This window comes from Azospirillum sp. UENF 112521 (assembly GCF_058780665.1).
Genome location: NZ_JBSNCI010000007.1, coordinates 35,562 through 51,056 on the forward strand (window position 1 = coordinate 35,562; position 15,495 = coordinate 51,056).

The 15,495-nt window shown below is 66.8% G+C and carries 14 protein-coding genes; 9 read left to right on the top strand and 5 right to left on the bottom strand.

Features of this window, described 5'->3' with window-relative positions:
- The 5 genes from ACWPN8_RS28910 to ACWPN8_RS28930 all read left to right on the top strand — a co-directional run bounded on the left by ACWPN8_RS28910 (position 1) and on the right by ACWPN8_RS28930 (position 7,230).
- A complete protein-coding gene (locus ACWPN8_RS28910; protein ID WP_492243251.1) occupies positions 1-1,926 on the top strand; it encodes an AMP-dependent synthetase/ligase in 1,926 nt (641 codons plus the stop codon).
- Positions 1,927-1,947: 21 nt separating this feature from the next.
- A complete protein-coding gene (gene ribB / locus ACWPN8_RS28915) occupies positions 1,948-3,075 on the top strand; it encodes a 3,4-dihydroxy-2-butanone-4-phosphate synthase (RefSeq protein ID WP_492243252.1) in 1,128 nt (375 codons plus the stop codon).
- 81 nt (positions 3,076-3,156) lie between these two features.
- Positions 3,157-3,687, top strand: a complete 531-nt coding sequence (locus ACWPN8_RS28920; RefSeq protein ID WP_492243253.1) for a flavin reductase family protein — start codon at positions 3,157-3,159, stop codon at positions 3,685-3,687.
- A 247-nt stretch (positions 3,688-3,934) separates the two neighbouring features.
- Positions 3,935-5,719 (top strand): DUF1302 domain-containing protein, encoded by a 1,785-nt coding sequence (locus ACWPN8_RS28925; RefSeq protein ID WP_492243254.1) that lies wholly within the window; start codon positions 3,935-3,937, stop codon positions 5,717-5,719.
- Positions 5,720-5,865: 146 nt separating this feature from the next.
- Positions 5,866-7,230, top strand: a complete 1,365-nt coding sequence (locus ACWPN8_RS28930; protein ID WP_492243255.1) for a spinster family MFS transporter — start codon at positions 5,866-5,868, stop codon at positions 7,228-7,230.
- Between the two features lie 130 nt (positions 7,231-7,360).
- Here the strand turns inward: ACWPN8_RS28930 and ACWPN8_RS28935 are convergent, their stop codons facing one another.
- On the bottom strand, positions 7,361-8,194 hold the full coding sequence (locus ACWPN8_RS28935; RefSeq protein WP_492243256.1) for a helix-turn-helix domain-containing protein: 834 nt from the start codon (positions 8,192-8,194) through the stop codon (positions 7,361-7,363).
- Between the two features lie 284 nt (positions 8,195-8,478).
- On the opposite strand from ACWPN8_RS28935, the gene ACWPN8_RS28940 reads away from it, so the two are divergent.
- Positions 8,479-8,979, top strand: a complete 501-nt coding sequence (locus ACWPN8_RS28940) for an Lrp/AsnC family transcriptional regulator (RefSeq protein WP_247873114.1) — start codon at positions 8,479-8,481, stop codon at positions 8,977-8,979.
- Between the two features lie 108 nt (positions 8,980-9,087).
- Positions 9,088-10,212, top strand: a complete 1,125-nt coding sequence (locus ACWPN8_RS28945) for an ankyrin repeat domain-containing protein (protein ID WP_492243257.1) — start codon at positions 9,088-9,090, stop codon at positions 10,210-10,212.
- A gap of 9 nt (positions 10,213-10,221) precedes the next feature.
- Here ACWPN8_RS28945 and ACWPN8_RS28950 read toward each other — a convergent pair whose 3' ends face one another.
- Positions 10,222-10,566: a cupin domain-containing protein gene (locus ACWPN8_RS28950; RefSeq protein WP_492243258.1), complete on the bottom strand. Its 345-nt coding sequence runs from the start codon at positions 10,564-10,566 to the stop codon at positions 10,222-10,224.
- Between the two features lie 234 nt (positions 10,567-10,800).
- On the opposite strand from ACWPN8_RS28950, the gene ACWPN8_RS28955 reads away from it, so the two are divergent.
- Positions 10,801-11,280, top strand: a complete 480-nt coding sequence (locus tag ACWPN8_RS28955; RefSeq protein WP_109448839.1) for an Xre family toxin-antitoxin system antitoxin — start codon at positions 10,801-10,803, stop codon at positions 11,278-11,280.
- Entirely contained in the window at positions 11,277-11,783 is a 507-nt protein-coding gene (locus ACWPN8_RS28960; RefSeq protein ID WP_492243259.1) for an RES family NAD+ phosphorylase, read from the top strand. Before ACWPN8_RS28955 ends, ACWPN8_RS28960 begins: the two co-directional genes overlap by 4 nt.
- Before the next feature lie 11 nt (positions 11,784-11,794).
- On the opposite strand, the gene ACWPN8_RS28965 is transcribed toward ACWPN8_RS28960, so the two are convergent.
- The 3 genes from ACWPN8_RS28965 to ACWPN8_RS28975 are packed head-to-tail and all read right to left on the bottom strand — an operon-like array spanning position 11,795 to position 15,491.
- Positions 11,795-13,201: an FAD/NAD(P)-dependent oxidoreductase gene (locus ACWPN8_RS28965; protein ID WP_492243260.1), complete on the bottom strand. Its 1,407-nt coding sequence runs from the start codon at positions 13,199-13,201 to the stop codon at positions 11,795-11,797.
- Positions 13,198-13,506 carry a (2Fe-2S)-binding protein gene (locus tag ACWPN8_RS28970; RefSeq protein ID WP_109448845.1) on the bottom strand — a complete coding sequence of 103 codons (309 nt, stop codon included), beginning with the start codon at positions 13,504-13,506 and terminating at the stop codon, positions 13,198-13,200. Before ACWPN8_RS28970 ends, ACWPN8_RS28965 begins: the two co-directional genes overlap by 4 nt.
- Positions 13,503-15,491, bottom strand: a complete 1,989-nt coding sequence (locus ACWPN8_RS28975; protein WP_492243261.1) for a hydantoinase B/oxoprolinase family protein — start codon at positions 15,489-15,491, stop codon at positions 13,503-13,505. Before ACWPN8_RS28975 ends, ACWPN8_RS28970 begins: the two co-directional genes overlap by 4 nt.
- Between the last annotated feature and the right edge of the window lie 4 nt (positions 15,492-15,495).

Here is a 15,495-nt window from a genome sequence, read left to right on the forward strand (position 1 = left end):
ATGGGCGGGCCGCATTCCGTTTTCCTGCCCGTCCTGCCCCCCATTGCCCCGTCCACGATTGCCTCATCCGCCATCGACCCTCCGCTGACCGCGCATGAGGACGGGACGCTGCCGGCGCTGCTGCGCGACCGCCGGGACGGCAGGGGCGAGGCCGTGGCGTTCTTCCAGAAGCGTGCCGGCACGTGGCACGCCACGACCTGGGGTGAATATTCCAGGGACGTTGCGGCACTTTCGCGTGCCCTTCTCGATCATGGTCTGGAGAAGGGGGACCATGTCGCCATCATGGGCGACATCTCGCAGGACTGGGTGGTCGCCTACATGGCGACGGTCTGCGCCGGCGGCGTGGCGGTCGGGATCTATTTCACCTCTTCGACCGAGGAGGTGGAATATTTCCTGGAGGATTCGGGAAGCAAATTCGCCTTCGTCGCCGGAGAGAAGGAACTCGCCGTCCTTCTCCGCAGCCGGCAGGCGGAGAGCTTGAAGAAGATCGTGGTCTTCGATCCGGCGGTTCAGTCGTCGAAAAACGTCGTCTCGCTGCCGCGCTTTTCCGCCTCGTCGTCCTCCGATTGTGCGTCGCTGCTCGACGAGCAGGCCGGCAAGGCGCGGGCGGAAGACAATGCCAGCATCGTCTACACCTCCGGCACGACCGGCAATCCCAAGGGCGCGATTCTCACCCACCGGTCGCTGATCGAGGGGCTGATGACCACCCGAGGCTTTTGCCCGGCGCTTTTCCGCGAACCCCAGCGGGTGGTCGTCCATCTTCCCCTCTCCCATGTCGTCGGGCTCGGGCAGGGCATCGTTCTGCCTCTCATCAGCGAGGTCACGCCCTATTTCGGCGAGACCGGAGCGGATTTCGCGACGACGATCCGCGACGTGAGGCCGACCTATTGGATGGCGCCGCCGCGCTTCTATCAGCGCTATGCCGCCGAACTGGTCAGCAGGATCAATGCGTCGGCCACGGTCGGCAGGAAATCCTACCGCTTCGCGATGTCCATCGCCCAGAAGGCGCTGGCTGACCGGCAGGCGGACGAACCGGACGATCCCTTTCTCCAGGCGCTTTTCGCGACCTGCCGCGACCGGGTCTTCCTGCCGCTCCTGGCCGAGATCGGGCTCGATCAGCTGAGATACCCCTACACCGCCTCCGCGCCGATGCCGCCGGACGTCGTGAAGCTGTGGCAGACCTGGGGGGTGAACCTCAAGGAGGTCTATGGGCAGACCGAACTGGTCGGTGCGAACACCGGGCAGATGCGGGACTGGTCGAAGCCCGGCACCATCGGCGTTCCGATTGCCGATCCGCGCTGGAAGACGAGGATCGCCGGCGACGGCGAAATGCTGGTGACGGGACCCGGCCTGTTCACGGGCTACCTGAACAAGCCCGACGACACGCTGGAGGCTCTGCGCGACGGATGGCTCCACACCGGCGATATCGTCGAGGTCCGGCCCGATGGCCAGCTGGCGATCATCGACCGGAAAAAGGAGATCATCAACACCTCCGGCGGCAAGTCGATCAGTCCGGCGCAGATCGAGAACGAGCTGCGGCGAAGCCCCTACATCTCGGAGGCCGCGGTCTGCGGCGACGGGCGGAAATACCTCGTGGCGCTGATCGAGGTCGACCGCATCGCGATGACCGACTGGGTGAAGGGGCGGAATGAAACGATCGCCGACTACGCGGATTTCTGTTCGTCGGAAGCGGTCATCCACCTGATCGAAGGGGAAGTCGCCAAGGCGAACCAGAGGCTGGCGCCCGTCGAGCAGATAAAGTCGTTCCGCATCCTTCCCGAAGAGCTGTCGGCGGAAAACGGCGTCATGACGGCGACCCGGAAAAAGCGGCGCAAGGTGCTGAACGAGCGGTACGCGGCGCTGATCGATTCGCTCTACGACGACTCCGAGGATTCGCTGATCCGTCAGGCGCTGTCCAACCTGTGATGCGGTGATCGGAGGAAGATCATGACGATGCTGCCCTGCCCCCCACGCCATCCATTCCTGTCCTCGACGGCGGAGATCATCGAAGAGGCCCGCAACGGCCGAATGTTCATCCTCGTCGATGACGAGGATCGGGAGAACGAGGGCGATCTGGTGATCCCGGCGCAGATGGCGACGCCCGAGGCGATCAACTTCATGGCGTCGCATGGCAGGGGCCTGATCTGTCTGGCGCTCGGCAAGGAGCGGGTCGACCAGCTCGGCCTCAGATTGATGAGCGCGGAGAACGGCACCCGCCACCGGACGGCCTTCACCGTTTCCATCGAGGCGCGCGAGGGGGTGTCCACCGGCATCTCCGCGGCGGACCGCGCGCGGACGGTGGCGGTGGCCATCGACGCGGCCAGGGGGCCGGACCATATCGTCTCGCCGGGCCACATATTTCCCCTGGTTGCACGGCCCGGCGGCGTGCTGGTCCGTGCCGGACATACCGAGGCGGCGGTGGACGTGGCGCGCCTTGCCGGCCTCAACCCGTCGGGCGTGATCTGCGAGATCATGAAGGAAGACGGGACGATGGCCCGCCTCGACGATCTCGTTGCCTTCGCCCAGCGGCATGCGCTCAAGATCGGCACGATCCGCGACCTGATCGCCTTCCGCCGCCGCCACGATCACGAGGTCGAGCGTGTCGTCACCACGAAGTTCGACAGCCGATGGGGCGGCGAGTGGAGCGCCATCACCTTCCGCATCAAGGCAATCGAGACGGAAGCGATTGCGCTGGTGAAAGGCGTGATCGACGACAGGCCGACCCTGGTGCGCATGCACGCGCTGGACATCCTGTCGGACGTGCTCGGCCAGACCGGCGACCGCGGCGACATCGTCGCCCGCTCCATGCAGGAGATCGCCGCCGAAGGCAGGGGCGTGATCGTGCTGTTCAACCGCGATGTGCCGCTCTCGCAGCTTCTCCGGGTGAAGGCGGGGGAGCCGTACGTCGACAAGGCGGAACTGCGCAATTATGGCGTCGGCGCCCAGGTCCTCGCGGATCTCGGCATTCACGACATGATCCTGCTGTCCAACTCGCAGCATGTCCCGGTGGCGCTCCGGGGTTATGGGCTGAACATCGTGGAGCACCGGATGCTGCCGATGCCCCCTGCCCCGTAGCGCAGCGTCCACACAATTGCCGGACGGCCGATCCCGCTGTACCGGCAGCATGTCCTTCAACTGCCTTGCGTGAGGTTCGCCATGTCAGGACAAGATTTTTCCGTTGCGGAACATGTGGAGACGGCAGTTTTCAAAAATGCATTGCGGGCCATTGTGGGATCGGTGTCGATCGTGGCGTCGGGCCGGGGTGACGACAGACGCGGCCTGACCGTCACCGCCGCGGTTTCCCTGTGCGTCGATCCGCCGATGGTTCTCGCCTGCATCAACCGCAGTGCCGAGGCCCACGACGTCATTCTCCGGACCGGCGCCTTTTCCTGGAACGTCCTGTCCGCCGATCAGATCCAGTTGGCGGAACGCTTCGCGGCGCTGGACGGCAGCAAGGGCGCCTCCCGCTTCTCCCCCGCCGACTGGGGCGAGGGGGTTACCGGGGTTCCGGTCCTTCTGCAATCCGTTTGCAGCTTCGATTGCAGACTGAAGGACAGCGTGGAAATCGCCACCCATACCATCATGATCGGTGCTGTTGTCGGCCAGACCCACAATCAGAACAAGGCTCCGCTGATTTACTCTTCGGGCAGGTTCGGCCGAATCGAACATTTTGAATCCAGCAAATAGGACGGATTTTCGGCGTTTCCAACATCACATTCTTTATTTTGTCCGGTGACGAATTCTGTCTTCCGCAAGGGGAGAGGGATATTCGAAGGGGAGCCTTGCCGCTCCACCCTCGGATGCGATTGCCCTGCATCGGGGGCAATGCCGAGTTCTTTCAAGGAAAAATGGAAGACCGAACCCTGGCCCGTCCGAAGAGATCGGGGACGGACTTCCTTGTCTCAACTCCAATAAATCTTCGCAGGGAGCAAAGATGGGGGACATAACTCTGCCGGCACCCCGTGCCGCGTGGTGGACAGGCCTCGGCATCCGCCGGAACGCGGCGATCCTCGCCGCCTTGTCGATCTCCTGGCCGGCCCATGCCTGGGAATTCAAGGAAGGAGACTGGTCGGGGGGCATCCGGGCCGTGGTCACCGTCGGAACGGCCATCCGCGCCAGTCCCATCGACCCGTCGCTGGTTCCCGCCGGTGACGGCGCACGGCTCCGGCTTGACCATGCGGCGCCGGGCGGCGTCAATTCCGACGACGGGAACCTGAACTATCGCAGGGGAGACCCGGTTTCCACCGTCGCCAAGGGGCTGGTCGAGTTCGAGGCCAACAACGCCGACGGCTGGGGCGTCTTCACCCGCGTGAAGGGCTGGTACGATCACACGCTTGCCGAGGGGCATGTATCGCTGGGCAACCTGCCGAACGATTATGCCGGCGGTCCCTTGTCCGACCGCGGCTTTTCGCAGGGCGCCAAGTTCCGCGGCATCTCGCTTGCCGATGCCTACGTCAAGGGGCAGTTCTCCGCCGTCGGGCTCCCGGTCTCCGTCAAGGCGGGCCAGCAGACCGTCGACTGGGGACCGGCCTTCACAATTCCCGGCGGCCTCCGCGACATCAACCCGCGCGACTTCGCGGCCTTGTCCCGGCCGGGCTTGCAGCCGCAGGAGGGAGCGAAACCGTTCCTGGCGCTGTCGGGCAAAATCGACCTCTCGTCAGCCGCAAGCCTCGAAATCTTCTATCAGCTGCTCTCGGCGACATCGACGCAGCCCGGTTGCGGAACATTCGCCGCCACCGCCGATTACGCTTCGCCGGGGTGCGACAGGGTCATGGTGTCCAATGCCCTGTCTTCCGCCGACGGGCTGGCGACCGGGCGGTTCCTGAAGCGTGGCAGCGACGGGACGGCGGGCGATGCCGGCCAGTTCGGTATCGGCGGCTCCTATCTGGTGCCGGACATCGGCACCAGGTTTTCGCTCCACTTCACCAACATCCACGCGCGGACCGGCTATGTCGAGGCCGACCGGACCGGCCGGAGCGGCGCCATCTTCCTGCCGGGAGATCCGGACGGTTTGAATCCTGCCTATCGCTTCCAGTACCCCAAGAACATCAGAATGCTGTCCGGCAGCTTCGCCACCAGCGTTCCGTCGATGAAACTGCGGGTCGCGGGCGAACTCGACCATAAATTCAATCAGCCGCTCGCCTTCAACGCCCCCGATCTTTTGCAGGCGGCCGTGAGCGAAACCGGGGTGCTGGCGCGGGATTTCGCCCTGGTGCCCCGGGGCGGGGCGTTCGCCGGTTACGAGCGCTTTCACGTCACCCAGGGGCAGTTCGCCGCGTCGGGCGACATCGGCAGCGTGATCGGCGGCACCCTGACCCTCGGCGGCGAGGTCGGCGCCAAATATGTCCACGATTTGCCGGACCCCAACTTCCGCCGCTATGGCCGGTCCGACATCTTTGGAACCGGCCCCAACAACGGCGTCTGCACGGCCGGCGCCGATCCCAAGGCCTGCACCACCAAGGGCTTCGTGACGCCGTTCTCGTGGGGCTATCGTCTTCAGGCAAGCCTGAGCTATCGGGACATTCTGCCGGGGGTGACCCTCAAGCCGTCCGTCGCCTTCGCCCACGATGTCAACGGGACGTCCTATGACGGCGCGTTCAATCAGGGGCGCCAGAATCCTCCGGCTCGCCCTCGATGGCACGGTCAAGGACAGCTATCTCTTCAACCTGACCTGCCAGACGACCCTCGCCGGCCCCTACGACCCGCGCGCCGACCGTGACGTTTTTCTCATCAGCACGGGCGTCAAACTCTGATCGCATGCCGAGCCGTCTGCCGGCCGCATCCAGTCCCCCATGCCTCCCGACACCGCGTTCCGACCGAAACCGACCCGGCCCCCCTGTGCCCGGTCTTGTTGGAGACTGCCGTATGACCGACGACGCAACGACCACGGTGTCGGTGCCGCAGCCGAAACCGCAGCCGATGGGCATGTCGATCCACTATCGGCGCTATGCCCTGACCATGCTGTTCCTCGTCTACATGCTGAACTTCGTCGACCGTCAGATCGTCAACATCCTGGCGGAACCGATAAAGCGCGAACTCGGTCTCATGGACTGGCAGCTGGGATCCCTGACCGGACTGTCCTTCGCCATCTTCTACGCGACGCTGGCGCTTCCGATCGCGCGCTGGGCGGAGCGTGCGAACCGGGTCAGGATCGTCGCGCTGTCGGCGATCACCTGGAGCCTGTTCACGGCGGTCTGCGGCGTGGCCCAGAATTTCACCCAGCTGTTCCTCGCCAGGGTCGGCGTCGGTGTCGGAGAGGCGGGCTGCACGCCGGCATCCCAGTCGCTGATCAGCGATTACACGACACGGGAGAAGCGGGCCTCGGCGCTGGCCTTCTTTTCCATGGGCATTCCGGCCGGTTCGCTGGTCGGCATGGTGGTCGGCGGCCTGATCGCGGACAGCCTCGGCTGGCGCGCCTCCTTCGCGCTGGTCGGGGTGCCCGGCATCGCCCTCGGGCTGTTGGCCTATTTCACGCTGCCCGAGCCGCGGACATCCTCCGTTGCGGCCAGCGGGGCGCAAAGCACGCCCACACTGAGGGAGGCGCTGACCGAACTCGGCGGGAAGCGGACCTATATCTGGCTCACGGTCGCGATGATGGCCATGAGCTTCGGGATTTACAGCAATCTTGCCTTTCAAAGCTCCCACTTCCTGCGCAATCACGCCGAAGGATTGGGCATCCTGGCGGCAAGGCTGCACGATCTCACCGGGATTCAATTGGGCCCAACCGGCTTTCTCGGTACGGTGCTGGGCCTGATCGTCGGCATCTGCGGAGCCGCCGGCACCTGGCTGGGCGGCCGGGCGACGGATCGCGCGGTGGCGCGCGGCAGCCTGAACGCCTATGCGACCATTCCGGCCGCCGCGGCCCTGTGCCTGCCCTTCTCGCTTTTCGCGGCTTATCTCACCTCGAACACCGCGGCGGCACTTTGCCTGATGGGTTTGCCGATGCTGCTGCAATCCGTTTACTACGGCCCCATCTTCGCGGCGGTGCAGAGCCTGGTGCGTCCGCGCACCCGGGCGACGGCCACCGCCATCTTCCTGTTCTTCGCCAATCTGATCGGGCTTGGCCTTGGACCGCTGTCGGTCGGTTTGATCAGCGATTTTCTCGCGCGGTCGATGGGGTCCGGCGACGGCATCCGCTGGGCGCTGATCAGCACGTCGCTCGTCTATGTGCTGGCGGCGATGGCCTTCATGGCGGCGCGGAAGAGCATCAGGCAGGACATCGTCAGCTGACAGGGTAGGCAACGGTAGCCACCCGGGGGGCCGCGATGCCGGTCCCCGAACATGCCGACGGCCCTCGATCCTGCTTGCCGGGATCGAGGGCCGTCGGCATGAGAGCCGGCATGGGAAGGGCGACGCGGCGTCAGTTCGTCGTGCCTTCGGCCCGATCCTGCAAATACCGGCGCGGAGGTTGCCCCATGTGTTTCCTGAACATGGCGGTGAACGCGCTCGGGGAATCGTATCCCAGCTCCTGGGAGATCGCCTGCACGGTGGCGCCCATCGACATCCGTTGGACGGCGATCACGATGTGGAGTTGCTGTCGCCAGCGGCCGAACGACATTCCCGTCTGTTTCTGGATGAGCCGGGCCAGCGTGCGCTCGCTCATGGCGACTGTTGCCGCCCAGTCCCGGATGGTCCTGCGATCGTCCGGCGCCTCCAGCAATTGGGCGGCGATGCGCTGGATCCTGGGATGGTTGGAAACCGGGAAGTGGAGCGGCTCCGCCTTCATCTGTGCAAGCTCGTCCAGGATGACCTGGACCAGACGGCTCGTCGGACCCTCCAAGGGATAGAGCGGCGGCAGGTTGGCCAGGTGAAAGATCATCTCGCGCAGCATCGGGCTGATCGAAAATGTCGCGCAGGACTCCGGCAGGGGTGAAATCCCCGGATTGATGAAGACGCAGTATGACCGGCCCTTGTCCGACATGGAAATGCTGTGGGGAATCTCTCCCGGAATCCAGACCGCACCGTTGGATGGGACGATCCGAAGCCCGTCGAGCGTCCGGCACATGACCGAGCCTTCCGCCGCCACCACCAGCTGGCCTTTCCGGTGCCGGTGGATCGGCAGCTCGTCGTCATCCACATTGCGCCGGACAAGGAAGGAGACCAGCGGCCGGGCAAACTCGTCGGGATCCTCAGCGGTGAAGCTGATGCGCAGGCCGGTGGGATCCCACGCCATCGGGAGAGCATCGCCGGCCACCGGGGCTTCCGGCCATTTCGCACCAATCCGCGCACTCTTCGGCAATGTTGCGGCCTCCGTGCTATCCGAAGCGGACCTCGGTCCGAGTTTGACAGTTTCGCGACATAAAATGGCAATCCCGTAGATTCTGCCATTGGTTGGGCTCGGATACACTCTGCCGCATGCACAGTCGAATGGCGGAAGGGAATGCGCGCTGCTCTCAAATAGGTTTGTTCCGCGGAATTTCCTGCCGTTCTTCGCTTCGGTTCCAGGACAGGCCGTCAAGACCACAACAGGGAGTCATCATGATGAACACGTTGACGCTCGACCGAACGGACATCAAGATCCTCAGCGAGCTGCAAAAGGACGCAAACCTGACGAACGTCGAGCTTGCCGGCAGGATCAATCTCTCCCCCTCGCCCTGCCTCACACGGGTGAAGAAGCTGGAGCAGACCGGCATCATCGACCGGCGGGTCACCCTTCTGAATCCAAAGGTGATGGGACTGGAAATCAACGCCTATATCCAGGTCAAGCTCGACAAGCAGCCGCAATCGGCGCTGGAAAATTTCCGGGATGCCGTCGAGCGGATTCCCGAGGTGATGGAATGCAACTGGATGACCGGCGACTGCGATTTTCTTCTGCGCGTGATCGTCCGGGATGTCGAAGAGCTGGAACATCTGATCGCCAGCAAACTGTCGAAAATAGAGTTCGTTTCCACCATCAGGTCCAATCTGGTTCTGAAGCAGATCACCTATAAAACCGAGCTGCCGATCAGCACATCGCATGCCATAGTCATTCGATTCTGACATAATCCGCCTTGGAAGTGTTGCATCGAGGCGGTGGCTTATGCCGGTCGCCGGCAGGGCCGATGCGTCGGCATCCTGCCGGCCTCCTTCAGATCCGAGAGAGTTGCTGTGGCGAAGGCGAAACCAAAGACGCTGCCGAAGGATTTCAAGAGCCTGCTCAGGACGGGCGACGTCGAGGCGCTGAAGGCGGTTTTCGACGGCTGCGACGTGAATGCCCGCGGCGGCGTGTTCAAGCGGACCGCCCTCGCCTTCAACGAATGCCCCGACGCGCTCGCCCGCTGGCTCGTCGAGCACGGCGCGGATGTCTCCGCGCCCGACAGCTACGGCGACACCCCGCTTCATGCGCGCTCCGGCCACTGGCAAGGCCGGATCGGAATTCTGCTGGATCTCGGCGCCGACGTGCACAGCGGCGAGGCTACGCGCGGCACGCCGCTCCACAAGGCGGCCGCGGTCGGCAATCTGCGGGCGGTCGAACTGCTGCTGGCCCATGGCGCGCGTGTCGACGCGCTCGACGGGAGCGGCCTGACGCCGTTGGCCTACGCGTTGCGGCGCTGCGCCAACAGCGACATCAGGCGGGTGGAAGCCGCCGCCCAACTGCTGGTGGCCGCCGAGCGCCGGACGGCAACGGCCAAGCCGAAATCCCTGCTCGGCCGTCTCCTCGGCAAGGGCCATGACGAAGGAACCGTGGCGAAGCCGGAGATCGCGGCCCTGGTGGAGCGCATCGGCACGCAGTTCGAGTTCCATCGCGCCGGATACAATCCGGACGACGTGGAGGCGACCAGTGCCGCGCTGGACCGGCTCTATGCGCTGTTCGGCGTGACGCCCGTTCCGCGCCGCGTGATGCATGACGGCAGATCGCCTGTCGTCGCCACGGCGGCCCGCTGGGAAGACCGATACCGGGAACTTTGGGACCTGCTGGTGCCATCGGCCGGTCCTGCGGACACCGTGCAGGGCGAGGTCATCCGCATCGCCGGCAGGATCAACGACGAACTCGAACGCAACGGCGGCGTCAACTGGGATGCGGAGTATCGCAAGATGGCCGATGCCTTCCTACACCACATCCGCTCCGCCACCCCCCTGCCCGAATCCGCGCTGTCGGAGGCCAACCGGACGATCGCCGAGGCGAAGGCCGGGGTCGGCGACGACAGCGTCCGGCTTCGTGCGCTCGCCGTCGACTGGGTGGCATTGAACCCGGCGCCATTGCCGCTGCCAGCGCCGGCCTACCGGCGCTGAGAGCGCGGCTCAGCCGTCGAGGTCGGTTCGGTCGCCCCGTGTCGTCGGGGACGACACGACGAGAAAATGCACGTCCGCGCCGCTGTCGTTCCGGGCCTGATGGCGGTTTCCCGGCGGAATCTCGATCCCGGACATCGCTGTGATCAGATGGCGGGTTCCTTCCAGCTCCATCGTCAGTTCGCCGGAGAGCACGTAGAAGAACTGGCGCGCCTTGCCATGGACATGCCTGCGCTCCGCCGTTCCGGCCGGCATCCGCTCCTCAATGACCATCATGTCCGGGGAGGGGGAAAGCACCCATCCGTCGCAGCGGTCCCCCCAGTTGTAATGCTCCGCGTTCTCAACGCTGCGCTTCACGGTCGCCTCCGGCCAACATCGGTTTTCCCCACTCTTCCGCTCATCCATGAGCGTCGGGCAGACCAAAACGGCAGCCGCCGCGACGCCCCGTCCAGGAACTTGGATCACAACACCTCCATGCTGGGAAGTCCATTTGCGGAACCGGACCGCGAGGTTCCGCCGCCGAAAGGGGCCGCCGCTTGAATCCCTTCACGTCACGTGTCACATTTGGGACGACACGTGACGGAGGACGCGATGCCCACGGCCGGATCCCACATGGGACGGGGGGAGACAGGACCCTATCAGCGGGTCACCGATCTGCTGGGCGGTCCGCGGGTGTTCAAGCGCCCGGTGGTGACGCAGCTGGATGCCCACAACGCCATCAAGACCGGCCTGCCGGGCGGCGCGCTCTACCATCTCGTGACCCACCTGCGCGTCCTCAAGCCGGCGAGCATCGAGTCCGCCGTGGGGATGAGCGTGCGCACCTACCAGCGCCGCAAGGGCGCGCCGGACAAGCCGCTCAGCCCCGAGCAGGGTGGCCGGACCTGGAAGCTGGCCGAGATCCTGGCCCAGGCCTCCGAGGTCTTCGGCTCGCAGGAGGAGGCCGAGCAGTGGCTGGAACGTCCGGCCATCGGGCTGGACGACAACCGTCCGCTGGACCTGCTGGACACCCCCGCCGGGGTCGAGATGGTCGAGGATTACCTGGGGCGGATGGCTTCCGGGGTCTACACGTGACACCCTTGCCGGCGGCGCTGGGCGGCACCGAGCTGGTCGCGTGGCGTCTCGACCCGGAGCCCTTCCGCACGAGCTGGGACAGCGGCGAAGGGGCCTACCGCTTCGGCGGGCGCTGGAACAGCAAGGGGGTCCGCGCCGTCTACTGCTCTCTCGACCCGGCAACCGCTATCCTGGAGGTCGCGGTGCACAAGGGCTTCAAGGCGTTGGACACGGTGCCCCATGTGCTGACGGCGCTGACCGTCACGGACCCCGCCGCCGTCCATGTGGTCACCCCGGCCGACCTGCCCAACCCGAACTGGCTCCGTCCCGGCATCCCCAGCGTCGGCCAGCAGCAGTTCGGCGATGCCCTGCTGACTGGGCACAAATTCGTCCTGATCCCGAGTGCTGTGTCCCCGCACAGCTGGAACCTTCTGTTCGCCGCATCTCCGGCGGCGGGAGCGTACGGGATGCGCTCGCAGGAACGGTTTGCCCTGGACACGCGGCTGCACCCACCGCCGCCCTGATCACCTGCCGCTCACTCCTCCTCCAGCAACGCGCGGACGGGCGCCGGCCGGACGGGGGCTTGCGCACGCAGGCGCCCCACCTCTCCGGCATGCGCAAGCCCGCCGGAAGCGGCGATCAGGTCGGCCGCGGCCAGCTGGCAATAGCGGCCCTGGCAGCGCCCCATCCCGGCACGGCCCAGCGACTTCACCCGGTTGGCCTCCGCCCCGCCATAGGCCGCCGTCCCGCGCACCGAACCGGCGGTGATCCCCTCGCAGCGGCACAGCACGGTGTCGTCGGGGATTGCCCGCACCCGATCCGCCGGCCAGGGGAAGGCACGGGCGATGCCGCGGGCGAAGCGCTCCAGCCGGTCGAGGCGCTTCAGGTCGGCCGCAATGGCCGGCTTCGGGTCGGACAGCCCCAGATCGGACAGGCAAGCCGCCGCGGCAAGACGGCCGGCGACCTCCGCACCGTCGGCCCCCAGCAGGCGCAGGCCGTCGCCGGCCAGATAGACGCCCTCCCCTGCCCGGCCCATGCGGTCGGTGCTGGGCAGCCACTGTGCCCAGGTCGGATCGTAGGCGAACCGGCAGCCGGCAAGATCGGCAAGCTGGGTTTCCGCCTTCAGATGCCAGCCCAGCCCGGCAGCATCACAGGCCGTCCGCCGGGACCGTCCGCCGGCATCCATCCAGCGGACCGCCGTCACCCCGCCGTCCGTTACCCCGCTATCCGTCGCCTCGATCCCCTCCAGAACGACGCCGGCATGGTAGAGCCGCCCAAGCCGCGCCCGCATCGTCAGCCCTTGCAGGGCGAAGGACGGGCGGACGGCGAGGTCGGGGACGGCGGCGATCTGGCCGCGCAGGCCGGCGGTGTCGAGGACCGCGGCGACCTCTGCCCCCGCCTTCAGCAATTGGGTCGCCAGCAGCGTCAGCAGCGGCCCCGACCCGGCCAGCACGATCCGCCGCCCCATCGCCACGCCCTGGGCCTTCAGCGCGATCTGCATCGCGCCCAGACTGTAGACGCCGGGAGCCTGCCAGCCCGGCACCGGAGCCAGACGGTCGGTCGCCCCGGTCGCCAGGATCAGCCGGTCGTAGCCGATCCGGCGGCTTCCGCCGTCACCGACCGCGTGCAGCACACCGCCGGCAAGCGCAACGACGGAATGGCGCGGCAGATGGACGATGCGGCCCGCCGCCGCCAGCCCGTCGAAGGCGGCGTGCAGCGCCACCGCCTTGCCGGCCTGCGAGCCATAGAGCAGCCCGGGCGGGCGGGTGAATCCGTCGGGCGGACGGCGGTAGATCTGCCCGCCGGCCTTTGCCCCCTCATCGATCACGGTCGGGCGCAGACCGGCCTCCGCCAGCGTTTCCGCCGCCCGAATCCCGGCCGGCCCGGCCCCCACGATCACGACGCGCGGCTGGTTCGGTTCCGTCATAGCCAACCCGGTCATGGCCAATCCTCCCGCGTCCGGGTCAGCAGCCGCATGCCCTCGGCCAGCGGCGTTGAGCAGGCGCGGATGCGGGCACCCTGCTCCTGCCAGATCCAGCAATCCTGGCAAGCCCCCATCAGGCAGAAGCCAGCGCGCCGCTCCGGCCCGAACTCCGCCTGCCGCAGCGCCGGGGCGTTGGTGAGGATCGCCGTCAGCACCGTATCGCCGGCAAGCGCCACACGCTCCACGCCATCCAGCAGGAAGCGGACCGGGGCGCGTCCCGTCTCGGCCAGCCTGACCAGCCGGCCCCCCGCCGTCCCGCTCATTCCGCCGCCTCGCGGACCAGTGCCTTCGAGGGAGGCATTTCGGGGAAGCGGGCGTAGACCTCGGCCAGCGCGGCTTCAACCCCGCCGGCACCATCACGGCCGGCCATGCGGCTGAAGATTTCCGTCTTGGCGAAGAAGCGCCAGTGGATCGGCAGGCCGGCGAGGGTGCGCGTCAGGAACTCGTAGGCGTCCGGCGTCCATTGCCGCTCGTAGCCCTCGCGCTCCGGTCCGAAATGGAAATGCCCGGCGGGTGCCGGCCGGTCCGCCCGCAGCTGGTCGGTGGCTTGCGGGTCGAGCACGCCGTCGCGGATGACGACGCCATACTCCCGCTCCGCCGCCTCCACCGAGACATAGCCGCGCGCCACGTCCTGGGCCACCCGCCAGGATTCGCGCGTGAACGGGTCGCCCCGGCCGCCGCCGCCGGCCGAACGGATATCCAGCACGTCGCCCGGCTGCAGCACCGCCGTGTCGATGTTGCCCAGCCGCTTTTCGCCCGGCCTGCCGGGATTGACCACCATGTCCGACAGCCCGGCCGCCCGGCCGCCCAGCACGCCCCAGGGGCGGAAGAAGCCGCGGTCGCGGTTGCGCGCGGTGATCCGGGTGTCGGGGGAGAAGACGCGGAAGGCCATGTGGGTGGCGAGACCGCCGCGCCAGCGCCCGGCCCCACCGCTGTCGGCTGCCAGCCCGTAGCGGACGAACTCCACCGGGGTTTCCATCTCGGTGATCTCGATGGGCGTGTTCTTCAGATAGGCGGCGTCGGCGCCCGACCCGTTGGTGCCGTCGCGGTGCGGCATGCCGCCGCCGCCGCCGACCACCGGGTTCACCGCAGCGATGATGCGGTTGCCGGTCCGCTCGTCGGTGGTCATCACGTTGACGATGCAGTTGTTGCCGGCCGGGGCCGCCGGAAGCCGCTCCGGCACCGCCTGAGAAAAGGCACCGAAGATGACGGAGCGCAGCCGCGCACAGGTCAGCGACCGCATCCCCACCGCCGCCGGGAAGGACGGGTTCAGCACCGTCCCTTCCGGGGTGATGCAGGTGAAGGGCCGGGTCAGACCGGTGTTCAGCAGGATTTTCGGATCGAGGGTGTAGAGGACGTAATAGACGCCGACCAGCAGGATGGTGTGGCGGGGATCGCCGCCCGACGGCACGTTGAGCGAGGACGCCAGCTGCGGGTCCGAACCGGTGAAGTCCAGCACCGCCTCGTCACCCCGGATCGTCAGGGTCAGCTTCAGGCGGCAGGGGTTGGCGTTGACCGAATCCTCGTCGGCATAGTCGGCGAACTCCCACCGCCCGTCGGGCATCGCCCGCAGGATGTCTCGCGCCTGCGCCTCGGCATGGTCGAGCAGGGCGTCGACGCCGTCGAGGAAGGCGGTCTTGCCGAACTTCTCCACCATGGCGAGGATCTTGCGCTCCCCGGTGTTGAGCGCGCCGACCAGCGCCTTGATGTCGCCGATGTTCAGGTCGGGCTTGCGGACGTTGGTGATCATGATCCGCAGGATCTGCTCGTCGAACACCCCGTCGCGGACCAGCTTCATCGGCGGAAAGCGGATGCCCTCCTGGTGGATTTCGGTCAGCGCCCGCGACAGCGAGGCCGGGACGGCGCCGCCCATGTCGGTGTTGTGGATGTGCCCGCCGGTCCAGGCAATGATCTCCCCGTCATAGAAAACCGGCTTCCACAGATGGGTGTCGGGGGCGTGGGTGGCGACGAAGCCGGAATAGGGGTCGTTGGTGAAAGCGACGTCGCCGGGCCGGTAGTCATCGATCATGGCGATGGCGCGGCCATAGGTCAGGCCGGGATACCAGGTCGCCCCCAGCTCCATCGGCACGCCGAAGGTCTCGCCCCGGCGGTTCAGCAGCATGACGGTGAAATCCTCCGTCTCCTTGACGAAGGCGGAGTGGGCGGTGCGCTGGAGCGTGTGGGCCATGTTCTCGGCCGCCGACCGCGCGTGGTTCGCCAGCACCTGAAGCTTCATCTTGTCGAACACGGCG

Bases quoted from the DNA above. Each gene is read 5' to 3' on its own strand.
- ACWPN8_RS28910 (WP_492243251.1), top strand. From the start codon at position 1: ATGGGCGGGCCGCATTCCGTTTTCCTGCCCGTCCTGCCCCCCATTGCC.
- ribB (WP_492243252.1), top strand. From the start codon at position 1,948: ATGACGATGCTGCCCTGCCCCCCACGCCATCCATTCCTGTCCTCGACG.
- ACWPN8_RS28920 (WP_492243253.1), top strand. From the start codon at position 3,157: ATGTCAGGACAAGATTTTTCCGTTGCGGAACATGTGGAGACGGCAGTT.
- ACWPN8_RS28925 (WP_492243254.1), top strand. From the start codon at position 3,935: ATGGGGGACATAACTCTGCCGGCACCCCGTGCCGCGTGGTGGACAGGC.
- ACWPN8_RS28930 (WP_492243255.1), top strand. From the start codon at position 5,866: ATGACCGACGACGCAACGACCACGGTGTCGGTGCCGCAGCCGAAACCG.
- ACWPN8_RS28940 (WP_247873114.1), top strand. From the start codon at position 8,479: ATGATGAACACGTTGACGCTCGACCGAACGGACATCAAGATCCTCAGC.
- ACWPN8_RS28955 (WP_109448839.1), top strand. From the start codon at position 10,801: ATGCCCACGGCCGGATCCCACATGGGACGGGGGGAGACAGGACCCTAT.
- ACWPN8_RS28965 (WP_492243260.1), bottom strand. From the start codon at position 13,201: ATGACCGGGTTGGCTATGACGGAACCGAACCAGCCGCGCGTCGTGATC.
- ACWPN8_RS28970 (WP_109448845.1), bottom strand. From the start codon at position 13,506: ATGAGCGGGACGGCGGGGGGCCGGCTGGTCAGGCTGGCCGAGACGGGA.